This window comes from Mycobacterium sp. DL592 (genome assembly GCF_011694515.1).
Taxonomy (GTDB): Bacteria; Actinomycetota; Actinomycetes; order Mycobacteriales; family Mycobacteriaceae; genus Mycobacterium.
In genome coordinates this window covers 4,885,584-4,905,158 of the sequence record NZ_CP050192.1, presented here as the reverse complement: position 1 = coordinate 4,905,158, position 19,575 = coordinate 4,885,584, and the positions used below count along the sequence as shown (strand labels likewise).

General features: G+C 68.1%; 18 protein-coding genes and 1 pseudogene. 14 read left to right on the top strand and 5 right to left on the bottom strand.

Annotated features, from left to right (window positions below):
• The first annotated feature begins 41 nt into the window (after positions 1–41).
• The 6 genes from HBE64_RS23455 (at position 42) to HBE64_RS23430 (ending at position 4,621) form a co-directional block, all read left to right on the top strand.
• Positions 42–881, top strand: coding sequence for an alpha/beta hydrolase (locus HBE64_RS23455; protein WP_167107917.1), 840 nt, complete (start codon positions 42–44; stop codon positions 879–881).
• Entirely contained in the window at positions 860–1,912 is a 1,053-nt protein-coding gene (locus HBE64_RS23450) for a hypothetical protein (protein ID WP_167107914.1), read from the top strand. The genes HBE64_RS23455 and HBE64_RS23450 overlap by 22 nt, the downstream gene beginning before the upstream one ends.
• A 115-nt stretch (positions 1,913–2,027) precedes the next feature.
• Positions 2,028–2,777, top strand: a complete 750-nt coding sequence (locus tag HBE64_RS23445; RefSeq protein WP_167107911.1) for a DUF2786 domain-containing protein — start codon at positions 2,028–2,030, stop codon at positions 2,775–2,777.
• A complete protein-coding gene (locus tag HBE64_RS23440) occupies positions 2,774–3,274 on the top strand; it encodes a TIGR04338 family metallohydrolase (RefSeq protein WP_167107908.1) in 501 nt (166 codons plus the stop codon). Before HBE64_RS23445 ends, HBE64_RS23440 begins: the two co-directional genes overlap by 4 nt.
• Before the next feature lie 40 nt (positions 3,275–3,314).
• On the top strand, positions 3,315–3,968 hold the full coding sequence (locus HBE64_RS23435) for an O-methyltransferase (RefSeq protein WP_167109573.1): 654 nt from the start codon (positions 3,315–3,317) through the stop codon (positions 3,966–3,968).
• Between the two features lie 38 nt (positions 3,969–4,006).
• Entirely contained in the window at positions 4,007–4,621 is a 615-nt protein-coding gene (locus HBE64_RS23430) for a pyridoxamine 5'-phosphate oxidase family protein (protein ID WP_167107906.1), read from the top strand.
• On the opposite strand, the gene HBE64_RS23425 is transcribed toward HBE64_RS23430, so the two are convergent.
• Complete coding sequence (locus HBE64_RS23425; RefSeq protein WP_167107903.1) at positions 4,618–6,843, bottom strand: molybdopterin-dependent oxidoreductase; 2,226 nt, start codon at positions 6,841–6,843, stop codon at positions 4,618–4,620. The two genes, HBE64_RS23430 and HBE64_RS23425, sit on opposite strands and share 4 nt — an antisense overlap.
• A 45-nt stretch (positions 6,844–6,888) precedes the next feature.
• The gene (locus HBE64_RS23420) at positions 6,889–7,650 is read right to left on the bottom strand and encodes an IclR family transcriptional regulator (RefSeq protein ID WP_167107900.1); all 762 of its coding nucleotides are present in this window, start codon (positions 7,648–7,650) and stop codon (positions 6,889–6,891) included.
• Between the two features lie 93 nt (positions 7,651–7,743).
• Here HBE64_RS23420 and HBE64_RS23415 point away from each other — a divergent pair, with 93 nt between their 5' ends.
• From HBE64_RS23415 to HBE64_RS23405, 3 genes are all read left to right on the top strand, one after another.
• Entirely contained in the window at positions 7,744–9,084 is a 1,341-nt protein-coding gene (locus tag HBE64_RS23415) for an FAD-binding oxidoreductase (protein ID WP_167107897.1), read from the top strand.
• The gene (locus tag HBE64_RS23410; RefSeq protein ID WP_167107894.1) at positions 9,084–9,866 is read left to right on the top strand and encodes a DAPG hydrolase family protein; all 783 of its coding nucleotides are present in this window, start codon (positions 9,084–9,086) and stop codon (positions 9,864–9,866) included. The genes HBE64_RS23415 and HBE64_RS23410 overlap by 1 nt, the downstream gene beginning before the upstream one ends.
• A gap of 101 nt (positions 9,867–9,967) precedes the next feature.
• On the top strand, positions 9,968–11,734 hold the full coding sequence (locus HBE64_RS23405; RefSeq protein ID WP_167107891.1) for a PE-PPE domain-containing protein: 1,767 nt from the start codon (positions 9,968–9,970) through the stop codon (positions 11,732–11,734).
• Here HBE64_RS23405 and ilvD read toward each other — a convergent pair.
• The gene (ilvD, locus tag HBE64_RS23400; protein WP_167107888.1) at positions 11,731–13,428 is read right to left on the bottom strand and encodes a dihydroxy-acid dehydratase; all 1,698 of its coding nucleotides are present in this window, start codon (positions 13,426–13,428) and stop codon (positions 11,731–11,733) included. The genes HBE64_RS23405 and ilvD overlap by 4 nt on opposite strands.
• 79 nt (positions 13,429–13,507) lie before the next feature.
• Between ilvD and HBE64_RS23395 the strand changes: the two genes are divergently transcribed.
• Together HBE64_RS23395 and HBE64_RS23390 are read left to right on the top strand one after the other, a co-directional pair.
• Positions 13,508–14,107: a DUF305 domain-containing protein gene (locus HBE64_RS23395; protein WP_167107885.1), complete on the top strand. Its 600-nt coding sequence runs from the start codon at positions 13,508–13,510 to the stop codon at positions 14,105–14,107.
• The gene (locus tag HBE64_RS23390) at positions 14,108–14,398 is read left to right on the top strand and encodes a metal-sensitive transcriptional regulator (protein ID WP_167107882.1); all 291 of its coding nucleotides are present in this window, start codon (positions 14,108–14,110) and stop codon (positions 14,396–14,398) included.
• A gap of 30 nt (positions 14,399–14,428) precedes the next feature.
• Here HBE64_RS23390 and HBE64_RS23385 read toward each other — a convergent pair whose 3' ends face one another.
• Positions 14,429–15,367 carry a beta-carotene 15,15'-dioxygenase, Brp/Blh family gene (locus tag HBE64_RS23385; protein ID WP_167107879.1) on the bottom strand — a complete coding sequence of 313 codons (939 nt, stop codon included), beginning with the start codon at positions 15,365–15,367 and terminating at the stop codon, positions 14,429–14,431.
• Positions 15,368–15,466: 99 nt separating this feature from the next.
• Positions 15,467–16,342 (bottom strand): bacteriorhodopsin-like, encoded by an 876-nt coding sequence (locus tag HBE64_RS23380; protein WP_167107876.1) that lies wholly within the window; start codon positions 16,340–16,342, stop codon positions 15,467–15,469.
• A 167-nt stretch (positions 16,343–16,509) separates the two neighbouring features.
• Between HBE64_RS23380 and HBE64_RS23375 the strand changes: the two genes are divergently transcribed.
• The 3 genes and pseudogenes from HBE64_RS23375 to HBE64_RS23365 all read left to right on the top strand — a co-directional run bounded on the left by HBE64_RS23375 (position 16,510) and on the right by HBE64_RS23365 (position 19,548).
• Positions 16,510–17,076 carry a TetR/AcrR family transcriptional regulator gene (locus tag HBE64_RS23375; protein WP_167107873.1) on the top strand — a complete coding sequence of 189 codons (567 nt, stop codon included), beginning with the start codon at positions 16,510–16,512 and terminating at the stop codon, positions 17,074–17,076.
• 101 nt (positions 17,077–17,177) lie between these two features.
• Positions 17,178–18,431 carry an MFS transporter gene (locus HBE64_RS23370; RefSeq protein WP_167109572.1) on the top strand — a complete coding sequence of 418 codons (1,254 nt, stop codon included), beginning with the start codon at positions 17,178–17,180 and terminating at the stop codon, positions 18,429–18,431.
• 143 nt (positions 18,432–18,574) lie between these two features.
• Positions 18,575–19,548: pseudogene (locus HBE64_RS23365) on the top strand (Ig-like domain-containing protein).
• The last annotated feature ends 27 nt before the right edge of the window (positions 19,549–19,575 follow it).

Genomic DNA, 19,575 nt, shown 5'->3' with positions numbered 1-19,575 from the left:
CTGACAGCTTCCTGCGTGTCCTCTGCCGCTACGCTCGCCTGATGGTCACAACCCGCACCGAGCGGACATTCGACGGGGTCGGCGGCGTCCGGATCGTCTACGACGTGTGGACACCGGAGGTCCAGCCGCGCGGCGTGGTGGTGCTCTCGCACGGCCTCGGTGAGCACGCCCGCCGCTACGACCACGTCGCGCAGCGCTTCGGTGCGGCCGGGTTGGTCACCTACGCACTCGACCACCGCGGGCACGGCCGATCCGGCGGCAAGCGCGTGCAGGTGCGCACGATCGACGAGTACACCGGCGACTTCGACACCCTGGTCAAGACGGCGACCTCAGAGGTTCCCGGCGTCAAGCGCATCGCCCTGGGCCACAGCATGGGCGGCGGCATCGTGTTCACCTACGGTGTCGAGCACGCCGGGGAGTACGACCTGATGGTGTTGTCCGGACCCGCGATCGCCGCGAACAAGGATGTGCCGGCGGCCAAGGCCCTACTCGGCAAGGCCGTCGGCTCGCTGCTGCCGAACATTCCCGTCGAGCAACTCGATGCCAACGCGGTCTCGCGTGACCCCGCGGTGGTGGCGGCCTATAACGCCGACCCGCTGGTGCACCACGGCAAGATCCCCGCGGGCATCGCCAAGGCGCTGCTGAAGGTCGGCGAGACGATGCCGCAGCGGGCTCGTGCCATCACCGCGCCGCTGCTGGTGGTGCACGGTGCCGAGGACAAGCTGGTGCCGGCTGCCGGCAGTGAGCTACTGGTGGACCGCGTCGGCTCGGCTGACGTCCACCTCAAGGTGTATCCCGAGCTCTACCACGAAGTGTTCAACGAACCCGAGCGTGACCGGGTGCTCGACGACGTCACCGCATGGATCGAGGCCAGGCTGTGAGACTGCTCCGCCGCGTCGCCCTGCTCGCGGTGGCGTTGACGCTGGTCGCAGGCTGCTCGTCGAACGACAAGCAGCACGCTTGGGTCGAGGACGAGGTGACGTTCGAGGCCGACGGACTAACCCTGCACGGCACCTACCGCCATCAGCACGGCGCCGCGCCAGCACCGGCGGCGCTGCTGATCTCCGAGAGCGGCCGCACCGACCGCAACGGCGACAACAACGTCGCGGGGCCGATCGGCAACATGCGTCAGCTCGCCGAGTACCTGTCCGACCACGGAGTGGCCTCGCTGCGCTACGACAAGGTCGGGACCGGACAGACGGGCCTGGGCCCCTATGCCGGCCACGCCGCCGACGTGGGCAGCGCGATCTACACCGGCGGTGCCAAGGCTGCCGTGCGGTTCCTGGCCGGGCAGTCCGCGACGGACAAGAACCGCATCTCGGTCTACGGACTCGGTGAGGGCACGGTGCACGCGATGGCCGTGGCCGACGACACCTCCGACGGCGCCCCCAAGATCCACTCGCTCGGCCTTCTTCAGCCGCTCGGCGGCCGCTACCTCGACCTCATCACCGACCGCGTCAACGGCGACATGGCCGCCGCGGTCAAGAGCGGCCAGAAGAACCAGCAGCAGGCCGACCAGGTGATCGCCGAGTGGAACGCGGCGGTCAACCAGGCGCGCACCGCGGGCACCGTGCCCGCCAAGCTGCCCGAGGGGCTGAGCGCAATTCTCAACCCCGGCAACGTCAAAGCGGTCGTCGAGGCCGACGCCATCGACCCCCTGGCGCTGGCTGCGCGGATTCCCGCCGGCACACCGGTGCTGCTGACCTGTTCGGATTCCGACGCCCAGGCCAACTGTGCCGACATGCAACCGCTCGCCGGGGCACTGGGCCACACCGCGCTGCAGTTCGTCCAGCTCAAGGGTGTCAACCACGTCCTGCGCGACGACCCCACCGACAATGTCGGCAACTACGCCAAGGGCGGGCCGCTCTCGGCGCAGCTGACGACGGCGCTCGACCAGTTCGTCACCAAGTAGCCGACTAGTGTTGAGCTGTGGACGAATTCCGGTCTGGGGAGCACTGCTCGGATTGCCCGCCGTGCGCGGCGTCAGCGGCGCCCACGTGTCGTAGTACCTACTTAGGTTTCGAGGCATGACCGAAGACAAGATGCTCGCGCGCATCGCCGCGCTGCTGCGCCAGGCCGAAGGTACCGACAACGCCCACGAGGCCGAGGCGTTCATGTCCGCCGCCCAACGGCTGGCCACCGCCACCTCGATCGATCTCGCTGTGGCGCGCGCACACTCGGCGTCCCGCACTGCCGCGCAGGTGCCGACCCAGCGGACCATTACCATCGGCGAGCCCGGCAGCAAGGGCCTGCGCACCTACGTCCAACTGTTCGCCGGGATAGCCGCCGCCAACGACGTGCGCTGTGACGTGGCCTCGAACTCGACCTTCGTCTATGCCTACGGATTCCCCGAAGACATCGACGCCAGCCACACCCTGTACGCCAGCCTGGTCGTGCAGATGGTCCGCTCCTGTGACGCCTACCTGTCCACCGGGGCGCACCGGCCGACGCCGACGATCACCGCCCGACTGAACTTCCAGCTCGCCTTCGGGGCGCGAGTGGGCCGACGGCTGGCCGAAGCCCGCGAGGACGCCAAGCGTGAGGCCACCAAGGATCGCCGGACCGCGCCGGGAACCGCACTTGCCTTGCGCAACAAAGAGGTCGAGCTCCGCGACCACTACCGGCAGACCTCCCAGGCGCGCGGCACCTGGCAGGCCAGCCGGGCCACCGCCGGCTATTCGTCGTCAGCGCGGCGGGCCGGTGACAAGGCCGGGCGCCAGGCGCGGCTCGGCTCCAGCCCTGAGCTGCCGGGGTTGCGTTCCCGGCTGCGGCGGTGACCCCACGCGACAGCCAACGCGCCCTCGTCTACGCCGCCGAGGACTTCGTCCGAACGCTCTTCGACCGTGCAGCCCAACACCATTCGCCCGCCATCGACTTCTTTGGCACACAGCTGACCCTGCCGCCGGAGGCGAAGTTCGGGTCGATGGAGTCGGTGCAACGTTATGTCGACGACGTTCTCGCCCTGCCGGGGGTGACGGCCCGCTGGCCCCAACCGGGGCCGCTGCGAGTGCGTGCCCGCCGGGCCGCGGCAGCGGCCCACTACGAAAGGCGTGACGGCACAGCCGCAATCGCCGTCCCGGACCGCAGCACCGCAGACTGGGCGATGCGCGAACTGGTGCTGCTGCACGAGATCGCCCATCACCTCGACGACACCGGCGGCCCCGCGCACGGGCCGGGGTTCGTCGCGACGTTCTGCGAACTGGCGACGCTGGTGATGGGGCCGGAGGTGGGTCACGTGCTGCGCGTCGTCTACACCAAAGAGGGTGTGCGGTAACGCCGGGGCCAACGGTTACGGTGGGGCGGTGAGCACAACGATCGGCCCTGACGACTGGCAGCCTGTCGACGAGCTGCTGGACCGCGCACTCCTCGACGACGACGCCGCACTGGCAGCAGCCCTGTCCGACTCGGCTGCCGCCGGCCTGCCGGCGATCGAGGTTTCCCCGCAGACCGCGCACCTGCTCTACCTGCTGGTCCGGATCAGCGGAGCGCGCCGGGTTCTCGAGATCGGGACCCTCGGCGGCTACAGCACCATCTGCCTGGCCCGCGGCGTCGGGGCCGAGGGCAGCGTTGTGACCCTGGAGTACGAACCCCGCCATGCCGAGGTCGCCCGCCGCAACCTCGAGCGCGCCGGCGTGGCCGACCGGGTGGAGGTCGTCCTCGGAGCCGCTCTGGACTCCCTGCCCGGGCTGACCGGTGACTTCGACCTGGTGTTCATCGACGCCGACAAGGAGAACAACAGCGCCTACGTGCAGTGGGCCGTCGACCTCGGCCGCCCGGGCACCGTCATCGTCGTCGACAACATCGTGCGCAACGGCCGCATTCTCGACCCGGCAGCCGACGACCAGCAGGCCCGCGCGGTGCGCGACATGCTCGAGATGATGGGCAAGCACCCGCACCTGGACACCGCCGCCATCCAGACCGTCGGCCTCAAGGGCTGGGACGGCTTCGCCGTCGCGGTGGTGAAATAGGCGGGCTTAACAGGCCCGGGCAGGTGCAGAATCGAGCGATGCGCCGCGAAGTGACCACCATCGCTGAGCTCAGAGCGATCGTTGGTGAACCCGATCCCTACGTCGCGAACAAGGTCAAGGACCGGCTCTCGCCGGTACAGCGCGACTGGCTGGCCCATTCGCCGCTGGTATTCGTCGCCACGACCGATGAGGATGGCCGGGTAGATGTTTCGCCCAAGGGCGACCCGCCGGGATTCGTCCATGTCATCGACGAACGCACCATCGCGATCCCGGACCGGCCAGGTAACAAGCGGGTCGATGGCTACCGCAACGTTCTGCAGCGTCCTCAGGTCGGGACCGTGTTCCTCATCCCCGGCCGCCGTGACACGCTGCGGATCAACGGGCGAGCCACAATCCTCGCCGACGCCGACTACTTCGAGACGCTGGTCGTGCAGGGCAAGCGGCCGTTGTTGGTGCTGGAGATCGACATCGAAGAGGTCTTTTTCCACTGCGCCAAGGCGTTTCTGCGGTCCGACACCTGGAAGCCTGAGACGTGGAATCCCACCGCGTTGCCCAGCGTGGCCCAGCTGGCTAAGGCGTTGCGAACGGATTGGACCGACGCCCAGCTCGAGGAGCGCTACAGCGAGGACAATGTTCGGCGCCTGCTCTACTAGCCGGCCCGGGATACCTCCACCGGCAGTGCGTTGAGCACCGCGGTGCCCGACAGGCGGTCCAGCAGCGTGCCGTCGTTGAGGCTGTTGACGTTGACGCCCGGTGACTGGGCAGCCACCGACAGGCGGGTGCCGGGTTCGGTGTGACCCCAGCCGTGCGGCAGCGACACGACGCCGGGGCGGATCGTGTCGGTGACCTCCACCGGGACCTCGAGCTTGCCGCCCGGACCGGTCACCACCGCGATGTCGTCCAGCCCGAGCCGTGCAGCGTCGTCCGGATGGATCTGCAGGGTGCAGCGATTGGTGCCACCCGCCAGCGCCGGAAGGTTGTGCATCCAACTGTTGTTCGAGCGCAGGTGACGGCGACCGATCAGCAGGAAACCCGGCTCCGAGGTCAGCGACGCGTGCAGCCGCGCAACGTCGGACAGTATCTGCTCGGGCGCCAATTCGATTGTGCCCGAGGGGGTTCGAAGCACCTCGGGGATGCGCGGAGTGAGGGCACCGAGGTCCACGCCGTGCGGGGTGTCCTTGAGCTTCTGCAATGTCAGGCCGTCCGGTGTGGCGCCGAAGCCGTCGCCGAACGGGCCGAGCCGCAACATCATGTCCAGGCGGCGTTCGTAGCCGGGGCCGTCGGGCAGCATCGCGGCCAGCTCCTCAGCCGAGCGGCCGGCCACGGGGGAGGTGGGGTCGGCGACTTCCTTGCCCAGCGTCGAGCCGATCACCTGCTCGTCGACCAGTGCCGGGTCGGAGTCGGGCCCCATGCCGAGCACGATCAGGGCCAGCCGGGCCAGGATCTCGCACTCGTCGGGCCTGCCGTCCTCCAGTGCGAACACCGGCGGGGAGTAGCGGGCGTTGTTGCGCACCACCGCCCCGCTCAGTGCCACATCGAAGTGGGCAGCCCGGGTGGGCGGTGGGGGCGGCAGGATGACGTCGGCGTGCCGGGTCGTCTCGTTGAGATACGGGTCCACCGACAGCATGAAGTCGACCTTGTCGAGGGCCTCGCTCAGACGGGCCCCGTCGGGCGCCGACAGGACGGGGTTGCCCGCGATGGTGATGACGGCGCGGACCTGGCCGTCGCCGGGTGTCTCGATCTCCTCGGCCAGCGCGACGGTCGGCATCTCCGACAGCACCTCGGGATGGCCGGACACCCTGCTCTGCCAACGGCCCGTGGCGAACCCACGCCCCGGCCGGGGCGGGCGCGGCGCCGAGCCGATCGGTGGGCTGGCGAACATGACCCCGCCGGCCCGGTCCAGATTGCCGGTCAGGATGTTGACGACATCGACCAACCAACTTGTCAGGGTGCCGAACTGCACGGTCGACGTGCCGATGCGGCCGTACACCGCTGCGCTCGGGGCGGCGGCGATCTCGCGGGCCAGCGTGCGGATCTCGTCCGCGGCAACGCCACAATGCTCGGCGACGGTCTCCGGCGGGAAATCCACCGCTGCGGCACGGACCTGGTCCACACCTGTCACGTGGTCGGCAAGCCGGCCGAGGTCAACCAGGTCCTCGTCGAAGAGCACATTGACGATCGCGAACAGCAGGGCGGCGTCGGTGCCGGGGCGCACGGCGAGGTGCCGGTCGGCCAGTTCAGCAGTCCTGGTGCGGGTGGGGTCGATCACCACCAGCCGTCCACCGCGCTTGCGTAAAGCCTTGAGCTTGCCGGGGAAGTCGGCGGCGGTGGCTAGAGATCCGTTGGACACCAACGGGTTTCCACCCATGATTACCAGATAGTCGGTGCGGTCGAGGTCGGGGATAGTGAACGCCAATGGGTTGCCGAATAGGTATCCGCACGAGACGTGTTTGGGCATCTGGTCCAGCGTGCTCGCCGAGTAGACCTGCCGAGTGCCCAGCGACTTGACGACCACGGGACCGTAGAGCGCGCCGGCGATGGTGTGCGCGTTGGGATTACCGAGATACACCGCGACGGAGCCTCCGCCGGTCTCGGCGATCACGCGTTGCAGACCTTGGGCGGCGGCGGCGAACGCCTCCGCCCAGGACGCCTCGACTAGTTCGCCGTTGCGGCGCACCAGTGGTGCGCGCAGCCGGTCGGGGTCGTTGTCCAGTTCCGGGAAGCTGGCGCCCTTGGGGCAGATGAAACCGTGGCTGAAGACGTCGTCTCGGTCACCGCGGGCGGAGTCGATCCGTCCCGCGTCATCGTCGATGGTCAGGACCAACCCGCAGGTGGCCTCACAGATCGGGCAGATTCGTAATGCGGTGCGGCTCACCCACGCCACTCTGCCCCCGCCCGAGACCCGCTGGCAAGCCTTGGCTCAGCCCACCCACGCCGGTGCGTCCAGGGCCCGGCGCAGTGCGGCCACGATTCTGCTCTGATGGGCCAGGAAACGATCGGTTGGGGCCGGGACCGAGATGGCGACGATGTTGCCGCCGGCAGCGCGGCCGGCCACCCCGGCCGCCGAGATGCCCTCGGTGTGTTCGTCGCGGTCGTACGCGATGCCGCTGATGCGGATCTCGTCGACCTCGGCGCGCACGCGAGCGCTGCGGTCGGCTGCCAGCGGGGCCAGCAGCTGGTCGAGTTCGGTCTCGTCGAGCAGGGCCAGCGCCGCCTTGCCGTTGGCGGTGTCGAACAGCGGGAATCGGGCCCCGACCGCGGAGACGGCGCGCAGGCGGTGCGGGGACTCGATCTGGTCGATGAACAGCATCTGGCCGCCGCGGAACAACGAGAGATCCACGGTCTCGCCGGTTTCCTCGGCCACCCGCTCCACGGTCGGCCGGAAGGTCGTGGTGATGTGGGCGGCGTTCGCACTGGCCAGGCCGAGCAGGCGCTCGCCCAGGACGATCCGCCCGTCGTCGTCGACCGCGGCGAACCCGATCTCCGTCAAGCCGACGAGCAGCCGGCGGGTGGTGGATTTGGCCAGGCCGAGCCGGCTGTGCAGGTCGACCAGCCGCAGCCGCCCGGGTGCCGTCGCGATCTCGTCGAGGGCGGCGGCGGCTCGGCGCAGCACCTGGATGCCGTCGTCGCGGGCGTTGGCCGCCTTGCCGTCACGAATCGTGGACACCTCGGCATCGGGCATGTGCGTCCCCTTCCCTCGGGCTTCACTTTCGCGGTAGTGTGCCGCATAACGGATCGTACAGGTTCGCATTCCGAATCATGAGGAGAGGGTCGGGTGGCTTCACTTCCTGAAGGGCGGCATTTCTTCCGTGGCGACGACGGCTACGAGGCCGCCCGCTGCGCCACGGTCTGGAACGCCCGCACACCGCAGCGGTATCCCGACGTCGTCGTCCAGGCCGTCGACGCCGACGACGTGGTCGCGACCGTGCGCTACGCCAAGGCCAACGGGGTCAAGATCGGGGTCCGCTCCGGGGGCCACAGCTGGGCCGGCAACCACGTCCGCGACGGCGGGGTCCTGCTGGACGTCAGCAGGCTCGACAGCTGCGTGGTGGACGCAGACAACCGGCGTGCCGTCGTCGGTCCGGGTAAAGGCGGCAGCATCCTGGCCGATGAGCTCGACAGGCTGAACCTGTTCTTCCCTGCCGGCCACTGCAAAGGCGTCCGCATCGGCGGCTACCTGCTGCAGGGCGGCTACGGCTGGAACAGCCGGGTGTGGGGACCGGCATGCGAGAGCGTGCTTGGCCTCGACGTGGTGACCGCCGACGGCGAGCAGATCTACATCGATGCCGATAACCACGCTGACTTATATTGGGCGGCAAGGGGTTCGGGGCCAGGATTCTTCGCGGTCGTGACGGCGTTCCACCTCAAGCTCTATCCCAAGCCGGCGGTCTGCGCTAACGCCATCTACGTGTACCCGACCGACTACGTCGACGAGGTCTACACCTGGGCGCGATCCATCAGCGCCGAGGTGGATCGCCGGGTCGAGTTCCAGATGCTGGCCTCGCGTGAGATCCCTGCGCTGGGCCTGACGACCCCCGGCATCACCGTCGCCTCGCCGGTGTTCGCCGATAGCGAGCAGGAAGCGATCGAGGCGCTCGCGATTCTGCAGACGTGCCCGGTGCTGGACAAGGCGACGATCGCCGTGCCGTACGCCCCCATCGACCTGGCCACCGCCTACGAGGGCGTCATGACCAACTACCCGACCGGGTACCGGTACGCCACCGACAACATGTGGACCTCGGCGTCGGCCGAGGAGTTGCTTCCGGGGATCCGGCGCATCTTCGAGACCATGCCGCCGCATCCGGCGCACTTCCTCTGGCTGAACTGGGGTCCGTCACCGCAGCGCCAAGACATGGCCTACAGCCTGGAAGACGAGATCTACCTCGCCCTCTACACCGTGTGGAAGGACGCCCACGACGACGAAAAGTATTCGGACTGGGCGCGTTCCAACATGGCGAACATGGAGCACCTGCAGACCGGTGTGCAACTCGCCGACGAGAACCTCGGCGAGCGGCCCGCCAAGTTCGTCACCGATGAGAACATGGCCAAGCTCGACCGGGTGCGAGCCGCCTACGACCCCGACGGACGGTTCCACAGCTGGATGGGACGGGTCTGATGGGCACCACTTACCTTGGCTATCGGTCCGGTGACGCCGATACGGCGTGGGGATCGTTCTTCAATCCCGAGATGGCCCCGCTGCCGAAACATATCGTGACCGCACTCGATCACGGCCCCCAGGCTGAGGAAGTACTGCTCGACATCGACTCGGCTGCAACACTTCTCGACGACGGCTACCAGCAGACCGAGAACGGGTACGGGCAATTGCGTGACGGTGGAATCCAGGTATCGGCACGCACTGACATGCCGGGAGTGACCCCGTCGATGTGGTCGTGGTGGTTCGGCTGGCACGGCAGCGACTCGCGGCGCTACAAGCTGTGGCACCCGCGCGCGCACGTCTCTGCGCGCTGGGCCGATGCCGGTCCCGACGGCAGTTATGTCGGCCGCACCTCGCTGATCGAGGAGTACCTGGGCTCGGCATTCACCAAAGGGGCGATCGCCTTCGTCGAACCCGAACGTCTGGGCCTCGACCCGGCCCGGCTCGGCGACGGTATCGCGGTGTGTGCCCGGCTGGGGTCCTCGGAGTTGCCGGTCGACATCGGCTGGTTCATCCACCACGTCCGTCCCACCGCCGAGGGCGCCGAGATGCGATCACGGTTCTGGATGGGCGGCCGGCATGTGGCGGTGCGGGGCGGCAACCGCGTGACCGACTGGGCGGTCCGGCCGGTGGCGGCGCGCCAGCTGCCCGATCCGCGGGATCTGATGGTGCACTGCGCCCAGGAGATGAACCACCTGGCCGGCTTCCTTCCCGCGATCTACCAGCAGTTCGCGGGCCAATAGTCACCACTTGCGACCCACCGCGGCCAAATTGACCCGCCCGTAGTTGCCGGGGGTTATGTTCCTGAGCACAGCCTGAGAGCACTGGCGTTAGGGGTCGGGACATGTCTGCTACAGCGTTTGCGGGAAAGCTCAGGGGTGGCTCGACGAGGTACGCCAAGACAGTCACGACGAAGCTGGCGCTGGCTGGTGTCGCGACCGCAACCGCAACTGCCGCCGCGGTGGGGCTGGGCCCTGCCGCGCCGATCGCGCTCGCCGACCCCACGCCCACCGCCGTGAACATCCTGCAGGACGTCTACACCACCGGCCCGCTGGCCGGCATCCTGGCCGCGGTAGGTGTGACGAGCATCGGTCCGATCGAGGTCACCGACCCTTCGACGCCGATCGTGGGTCAGGTCAACTTGACGCTCATTCTCGACGGGCCGGTGGACAACAACCCGCTCGCTCTCTATGACACCGTGAACGGGCTGGGCTTCCTGAGACGCACGAACCTGCTGGGATCAGCGCTGAACTCCTACGACCGCATCGTGTGCACCACCGGCGGAACATGCTCCACACCAAACGAATTCCCCGCCGCTCTCGGCGTCGGGACCGGCGCGCTCAGTCTCATCGAGGCCTACCGCAATCAGATCGCGAGCGTCCAGGGCAACACCCCGGCTGGGTACACCCCGTTCGCCCCGGGCCCGATCGAGAAGCAGACCATCGCGTCGGGCTGTGGCAGCATCTTCAACCCGAACAACTGCCCGAACGTGCAGGCCACCAACCAAACCAACCAGGCGCTGCTGTTCGTTCGAAATCTGTTGCGGCCCAACGGCGGCATCATGAGCCGGTTCGGCCCGATCCTGAACCTGTTCGGGGTGGACACCACCGTCCCGGGCGCCGGTGAGTACTCCTCGACCCCGAGCGTCTCTCCGCCCGGGGTCGGCATCAAACTCAACACCGCAACGCTCGACCTGACGTGGGCCTACGATCCGCTGTCGGATTTCCCGGCGACGCTCAACCCGTTCTCGCTGCTCAACACCGCGTTCGCGGCGCTGCCGACGAATCTGCTCGGCGGCACCGATCTGCAGGGTGTCGACCTCACCACGGCCGGCCTCAACATCGCCGGGACGCTCGGCATTCTGAGCAGATTGACCGCTAATACTCTGCCCATCTCCACCGGTGAGGCCTGGTACGGAACCCTGCTGCCCAAGAACCTGCCGCTGCTGGAGCCGCTGCGCCTGCCGGTGCGGCTGATCAACGCGGTCACCAAGGCGCTGGGCATTCCGCTGAACCTCGGCACACCGTTGGCCGACGCCTTGCAGCCGGCTCTGACGATCCTGGTCAACACCGGCTACACCGACGTCCAGACGCCGACCGCCAACGGCCTCTACACCCGGTCCTTCGAGACCTCGAACGTCTACACCCCGTTCCTGTCGCAGGCGCCCCTGACGGCACAGGAGTGGGCGCAAGTCCCCGGGGATGTGTTGCGCGCCTTGGTCGTCGGATTCCAGGACGCCTTCCCGATCCTGCGGTTCGGACAGCCGGCGCCCACCCTCGTGGTCGACGGCAACCACCTGGGTATCAGCTACAGCGCATCGCAGTCCTCCGCCGCGTCGACGGCGGTCCAAACGCCCGCCCCCGAGGTGTCGACACCGGAGGTCAAGGCGACGTCCAACGAGGTGTCCGACACCACCACGGCGCCGGCCGACGACACCAAGCCGACGACTGGCTCCGACAGCACGCCCTCGACCCCGGGACCGTCGACAGGCGGTGCCAAGGCCGCCAAGCCGAGCAAGAAGGCCGCTCCGAGCGCAGCAGACTCGTCGTCCGGCTCAGCCCACAAGACTGTGGGCGCATCCAAGCGGTCGGCAGGCTCCGACGCGGCCTAGCCGCAGACCGCTCCGCCGGCCGCCGAACCGACCAGTTTGCGGTACTTGGCCAGCACCCCGGTGGTGTAGCGCGGCGGCGGGGGAGTGAATCCCGCTCGGCGGGCATCGAATTCGGCCGGATCGACCAGCACGTCCAACGTCGAGTTACCCACATCGAGCCGGATCCGGTCACCGTCTTTGACGAACGCGATCGGGCCGGCGTCGACCGCCTCGGGCGCCACGTGCCCGACGCACAGTCCGGTGGTCCCTCCGGAGAAGCGGCCGTCGGTCAGCAGCAGCACGTCTTTGCCCAGGCCGGCGCCCTTGATGGCGCCGGTGATCGCCAGCATCTCGCGCATACCGGGCCCGCCCTTAGGCCCCTCGTAGCGAATCACCACCACGTCACCCGCGGTGATGGTGCCGTCCTCGAGGGCATCCATGGCGGCGCGTTCCCCGTCGAAAACCCTTGCGGTGCCTTCGAACACGTCAGAGTCGAACCCGGCGGACTTGACCACCGCGCCCTCCGGCGCCAGCGAGCCGTGCAGGATCGTGATGCCGCCGGTCGGGTGGATCGGGTGACTCAGCGCGCGCAGCACCTTGCCGTCGGGATCCGGCGGGTCGATGTGAGCGAGGTTCTCGGCCATGGTCTTGCCGGTGACCGTCAGCGCATCACCGTGCAGCAGACCGGCATCCAGCAGTGCCTTCATCACCACGGGCACACCGCCGATGCGGTCGACGTCGAACATCACGTGCTTGCCGAACGGTTTGACGTCGGCCAGGTGCGGCACCTTGGCGCCGATCCGGGTGAAGTCCTCCAACGACAGCTTCACTCCTGCTTCGTGGGCGATCGCCAGCAGGTGCAGCACCGCGTTGGTGGAACCGCCGAACGCCATCACCACGGCGATCGCGTTGTCGAACGCCTCCTTGGTCAGGATGTCGCGGGCGGTGATGCCGCGGCGCAGCAACTCGATGACGGCACGCCCACTGGCCCGGGCGTACCCGTCGCGGCGGCGGTCGGTGGCCGGCGGAGCTGCGCTGCCCGGCAGCGACATGCCCAGCGCCTCGGCCGCGCTGGCCATCGTGTTGGCGGTGTACATGCCGCCGCAGGCGCCCTCGCCCGGACAGATGGCGCGCTCGATGGCGTCGACGTCCTCCCGCGGCATCAGGCCACGCGCACACGCACCAACGGCTTCGAACGCGTCGATGATCGTCACGTCCATCTCGGTGCCGTCGGAGAGCTTGGCCCGCCCCGGCAGGATCGAGCCGGCGTAGAGGAAGACCGCGGCCAGGTCCAGTCGCGCGGCGGCCATCAGCATGCCGGGCAGCGACTTGTCGCATCCGGCGAGCAGCACCGAGCCGTCGAGGCGCTCGGCCATCATGACGGTCTCCACGCTGTCGGCGATGACCTCGCGGGACACCAGCGAGAAGTGCATGCCCTCATGGCCCATCGAGATGCCGTCGGACACCGAGATGGTGCCGAACTCCAGGGGGTAGCCGCCGGCCTCGAAGACGCCTTCCTTGACCGCCTGGGCGAGTCGTTGCAGCGAGAGGTTGCACGGGGTGATCTCGTTCCACGACGACGCCACACCGATCTGGGGTTTGGCGAAGTCCTCGTCGCCCATGCCTACCGCACGGAGCATGCCGCGCGCCGCGGCCTTCTCCAGTCCGTCGGTGACGTCGCGGCTGCGGGGCTTGAGATCAGGCGTTTGGCTCACCGGTCAAGTATGCCGTGGTGAGGGGTGGTGGCAAAATCCTTTCCAATACCCCTGGAGGGTATCGGGTACGGTGGGCTGCATGAGGTCCACCAGCACCCGCATCGCCGCGGGTATCGCCGCCATAGCCGCCGTCGTCGCCGTCGCCTCCTGTAGCAAGGCGGAGAACCACAGCGAGCACACCTCCACCAGCGCCGCAGCCACCGCCGCCAGCGACCAGGTCGCCGTTCACAACGACCACGACGTCATGTTCGCCCAGATGATGATTCCCCATCACCAGCAGGCCGTGCAGCTGGCCGCAATGGTGCCCGACCGCTCCACCAATCCTGAGTTGGTCAAACTGGCCGCCACCATCTCCGGTGAACAGCAACCCGAGATCAACGCGATGAAGGCGCTGCTCGTGCAGTGGGACATCAGCCCCAACGCGGCAGCCGATCACAGCGACATGCCGATGGACGGCATGGTCGACGACGCCACGATGGCCAAGCTCGGCACACTGAAGGGCCAGGAATTCGATACGTTATGGCTGCAGTCGATGATCAGCCACCATCAGGGCGCCATCGCGATGGCCGGGGGCGAGGTCGCCGCAGGCAAGAGCCCCGACATGATCACGATGGCCCAGAACATCGTCACCGCACAACAGGCTGAGATCGACCAGATGAAGAAGATGCTGGGAGGGTAAATGACTGGCGCACCGGGCTATTCGGCCGACAAGGACGGTTATGCCAAGCGGCTGCGCCGCATCGAGGGCCAGGTTCGCGGGATCGCGAAGATGATCGACGAGGACAAGTACTGCATCGACATCCTGACCCAGATCAGTGCCGTCAACAGTGCGTTGCAGTCGGTGGCACTGGGACTGCTCGACGAACACCTCAACCACTGCGTCAGCCACGCCGTCGCCGAGGGCGGCGAGGAAGGCGAGAAGAAGCTGGCCGAGGCCTCGGCCGCCATCGCCCGGCTGGTCCGGTCCTGACGGCGTTCTGCTGATGCGCGGCGGCCGCTACTAGCGGCCCGTCATGCGGTCGAGCCACGCCACCACCGCCATGTGGGGCGCGGTCAGAGCCAGCAGTACCCGCAACACCTCGGCCACCAACCCCGCGGGATCATGCGCCATCAGGGTGAACCACCCAAGGATCGCGACCGCCGAGAATGCGGCCACCGACGGCCAGGCGGCCAGCCGGGCGAAGCGCGCGACCGCCGCCCTGCGCAGTCCGACCGCCACCAACTGCGCACAGCCGGGTTCGACGGTCAGCATGCGGGCGCAATGCCGAAGTGCATGCCAGCCGCCGAACCACACGGCGAACGCCAGCAGCGGCGGTGCCAGTGCGCCGAGAAGGCCGATCAACACGATGTCGACGGCGACTAAAGGCCGACCTGCCCGAAAGGCGCCGGTCACCGCGACAGCGGCGGCGGCAAGCCAACTGACAACCAGGGCGGTCGGTAGCCAAGCCGAGCCGAGCCAGACGTCGATTCCGGGTGAGACCGCGGCAGCCACGCCGGTGAGCTGGTCACCGGCGCGGGCCAGGGGCAGGATCAGCGCTCCGCATCCGGCGACCGTAATCGCCACGGCGACAGGAAGATTGGGACGCCATCCGGTGAGCTGGCGGGATACTTCGAGTTCGCCGAGGCCGAAATGGAGTGCGCTGAGTGCGACTGCGACCAGTAGGCCGGCCGTGCCGAGCCACGTCATCAGTGCCCACGCGGTGACCGCTAGTGCGGCGTAGACGACGGCCGCCGTCGCGACCGAGGTGCGGCCGGTCAGTCGGGTCGCGGTCAGATGATCGATGGCGCCATGCGGGATTCCTGCAGCGAAACCCACTGCGGCGATGCCGAGTACGAGCGGCGCAGTGTCAACCGGAAGCCAGGACGCGGCTGCGGCCAGGGCCAGTCTGCGCGACCAGGTCGCGGCCGCCTCCAGGGTGTGTCGGTCCGCACCCGGCACGAAGCCCCCCGGGAGGTTCGCTCCCGGGGGGCTCCCGCCTCCGCGCCACCATCGCACACGGGGCCGGCGTGCGACGATGGTCATCTGAGTCGGCCGGACCTAAGCCGTCGTTGTCGGTTCTTTATGTCCGGCAACGACTTTCGGCTTGCCGTTCGACGGGGTCGCAACGCCGTGCTCGGCATGTTCGTTCTCCTGCGCAGAGAACGCCGGGTCGTCGGCGAACGACTTCAGCCGCGCGATCCTGTAGATCAGCAGGCCGTAGAGCACCTTGGCCAGGATGTCGGCCACCGAGTAGCCGACCTGCTTGGAGACCCAAGCGTCGGCTCCGGCATGGCTGAAGTACAGCGGGATGATGTAGGCGATCGGATACACGCCCCAGGTGGCCAGCAACAGGATCCGCATCCGGCTGACGGTCTGGCGCACCGCGGGGGGCTGGCGATCCAGCGACCGGGTGAGCTCGACGAACAGCACATAAAGGATGTAGAGGAACGGAATCGTCGACAACAAACCGAAGACATTGCGAATGGTGTTGTCGCCGCTGATCTCTCCCGGATAGCCCAGAGCGATCATCGCGGCCGACGCCGGGATGAGCCGCCACAGCAGCGAGTTGCGCAGCTTGCGGGCCAGTGCCAGAACCACGATGAGCTCGGTGAGCAGCAGGGGCACCGTCAGCAGCCAGTCGACGTAGCGGTATCCCTCGTTGAACGAGTCGCCCGCGGCCTGCACGTAGGTGCCGCGGCCACCGGCCGCCTCCGTGACGAACGCTGCCTTGAACGATTCGAAAATGCGGAAATAGTGGTAGGCGGCGATGCCGCACACGATCGCGGAGATCACCAGGGCCTGGCGATAGCGGGGGAGCACCCGCGGTTGGACGACGAAGAGGAAGATCGCGCCGAACAGTTGCGCGGCCAGCGTCAGGGACAAGATGTTGTAGACCGTGTCGAACTGGGCCTGGGTCAGTGTTTCAGGAATCATTTCTCACCTTCACTGTGATGCGAGGCTTACAGGAAGGAATGTACGGTAATGAACTATCCGTCCAATAGTGGAAAGTTATTACAGAATTGGACAATCTTTTCGGCCGCTGGTTTCGTGTGTCCGAACAGCTCGGTTGACCAGACACCCGGCAGGAAGGGGAGGCGTTCGTGGTGGGCGAGGATGCGCGGGTCATCCGCACGCGTGCTGACGTGGCACGCACCGCACTCGACCTCCTGACCAGGGAAGGGCCCGACGCGCTCACCCACGCCCGGATCGCCGGGATCGCCCGCTACTCCAAGACCACGCTGTACGCGCACTGGCCGTCGAGGGCCGATCTGTTCGCGACCGCCATGGAAGCCCTCGGCGACCTGCCGCATCACGAGCCCACCGGTGACCTGCGCGCTGACTTGATCGGCGAACTGAAGGTCTTCCGGCAGGCGATCGTGGAGCTGCGCCTGGACCGGGTGATCTTCGCGCTCGCCCAATGGTCGACTGTCGAGGCGATGGAGCAGATCAGGGACCGAGTGAATACCGAGGGGCAGCGGCCGATCCGCGCGCTTCTCGAGCGTGCCTTCCACGGACCCGACCTCGAAGCGGCGATCTCGATGCTCGCCGGTGTGGTTGCCTGCCCGTCGCTGATGTTCGGTGCAGTGCCCGACGACGACGTCATTGAGGCGGCGGTCGGCATCGTCCTCAAGGGCGTGGACGTGGCCGGCCCGCCGGGCGAGGGCTGACCGCGGCCAAGTCGTATCGGCAGCCTCTCAGCACCGCATCGAACCGGTCTCCAAGGGTGCCCTGGCATCGCTGCGGCCGATACCGTGATGCCGTGCCCTCGATGCCCGACCGCACGGGCGTCACAACGGGTGCCTCGCCACCACCGCAGACCACCCCGTGGACGCCCCGCGTCACGGTGGCCCTGGCAGTGCTGGCCGCCGCGGCGTTCGTCTACGTCACCGCCGAGATCATGCCCGTGGGGGCACTGTCCGCCATCGCCCGCGACCTGAAGGTCAGCGAGGCCATGGTCGGCACCCTGCTGGCCAGCTATGCGTTGGTGGCCGCCATCGCGACCGTGCCCCTGGTGCGCTGGACCGCGGCGTGGCCCCGGCGGCGCACACTGCTGTTCACCCTGGCCTCCCTGGTGCTCTCGCAACTGATCTCGGCGCTGGCCCCCACCTTCGCGGTGCTGGCCGCCGGCCGGATCCTGTGCGCGCTCACCCACGGACTGATGTGGTCGGTCATCGCCCCGATCGGGGTCCGGCTGGTGCCGGCGAGCTACGCCGGGCGCGCCACCATGGCCGTGTACGTCGGCACCGGCCTCGCGCTCGTCGTGGGCAGCCCGGTAACGGCGGCGATGAGCGAGTTGTGGGGCTGGCGGACAGCCGTCGGCGTCATCACCGTCGCCGCGGTGGCAGTGGCGGCGGCGGCCCGGCTGGCGCTGCCGCTGATGGCGATGGCGGAAGGGCATCCGGCCAGCGCCGCGGCGATCCGCCACCACCGCAACAGCCGACTGGTGGTGCTGAGCGCGTTGACCCTCGTCGGCGTCACCGCTCACTTCATCTCCTACACCTTCATCGTCGCGATCATCCGGGACGTGGTCGGCGTGCGCGGGCCGCACCTGGCCTGGCTGCTGGCCGCCTACGGCATCGCCGGCCTCACCGCCATGGCGCTGCTGGCCCGACCCGGCGATCGCCGACCGAAGACCGCCGTTCTCGGTTGCCTGGTGGCTCTGACGGTGGCCTTCGCCGTCCTCGCCGTTCTCGGGTTCGGCGACGGACGCAACACCGTGACCGTGCTGACCGGGGTCGCGGCGATCGTGCTCTGGGGTGCAGCGGCGACGGCGATGCCACCGATGCTGCAGTCCGCGGCCATGCGGCACAGCCCGCAGGACCCCGACGGCGCCTCGGGGCTGTACGTGACTTCCTTCCAGGTCGGGATCATGGCCGGATCCCTGGCGGGCGGGGTGGTCTACCAAACCGGCGGCATCGCGGCCACCGTGACCGCCTCGGCCGCGCTGATCCTGGCTGCACTGGTCGCGGTGACCCTCAGCCGGGACCTGTTCGCAGTTAGCCCGGTCACCAGCGAAAAGTAACGAACGCCGCCTCGATGGCGACGATCCGCACAGTTCAGCGCGTTGACGAGATCGTTGGTGACGTTCGCTGGCAAGTCGCGAAGGATTGGCTTACCAGCGTGCTGTGCGACACTGGAGCAAATCGCAATCTGAGGAGTTTGGTTATGGCGCTGCGGATGAAGGAAGCCCTCGTGGCCACGCTGTGCGTGGTCGGGGTGGCTGCCGGAATCGGTCTGGGCAGTGGCTCGGCGATGGCCGATCCGGACCAGGCGCCCGTGGATCCGGCCGTGATCAACGCGCCGCCGGTGGAGGTTCTAGATGTGTATAGGAGCCAGCAGTCCCACCGGCCACCGACCCCGCCGCCGCGGCCCAGGCCGCGCCCGCCGGCACCGTGAAGGGGCAGAACCCGCTGCCGTACACCGGTGACCCGGTGTTCGCGCCGCCGTCGTTCAACCCGGTCAACGGCGCGATGGTCGGAGTGGCCAAGCCGATCATCATCAACTTCGCCCGCCCGATCGCCAACCGGCCGCTGGCCGAGCAGGCGATCCACATCTCCTCGGTGCCGGCTGTACCCGGCGCGTTCTACTGGCTGACCGACACCCAAGTGCGCTGGCGGCCCTACAGCTTCTGGCCGGCCGGCACCGTCGTCAACATCGACGCCAGCGGCGCCAAATCCAGCTTCCGGGTCGGTGACGCCCTGGTGGCGACCGCCGACAACGCCACCCATCAGATGACGATCACCCGTAACGGCAAGCTCGAGCAGACCTTCCCGATGTCGATGGGTAAGCCGGGTCACGACACCCCGAACGGCACCTACTACGTCCTGGAGAAGTTCCCGGACATCATCATGGACTCGGCCACCTATGGCGTCCCGAGCACATCGCCGGACGGTTACAAGGTTCACGTCAAGCTCGCCGTGCGGATCGACAACCAGGGAAACTTCGTGCACAGCGCGCCGTGGTCGGTCGGTGACCAGGGCAAGCGCAATGTGAGCCACGGCTGCATCAACCTCAGCCAGGACAATGCGCAGTGGTTCTACGACAACTTCGGCAGCGGCGACCCGATCATCGTGAAGAACTCCGTCGGCACCTACAACAAGCCCGACGGCGCCGACGACTGGCAGTGGCAGCTGTCCTGACGGCGCGGGATTCACGCTGACGGCCAT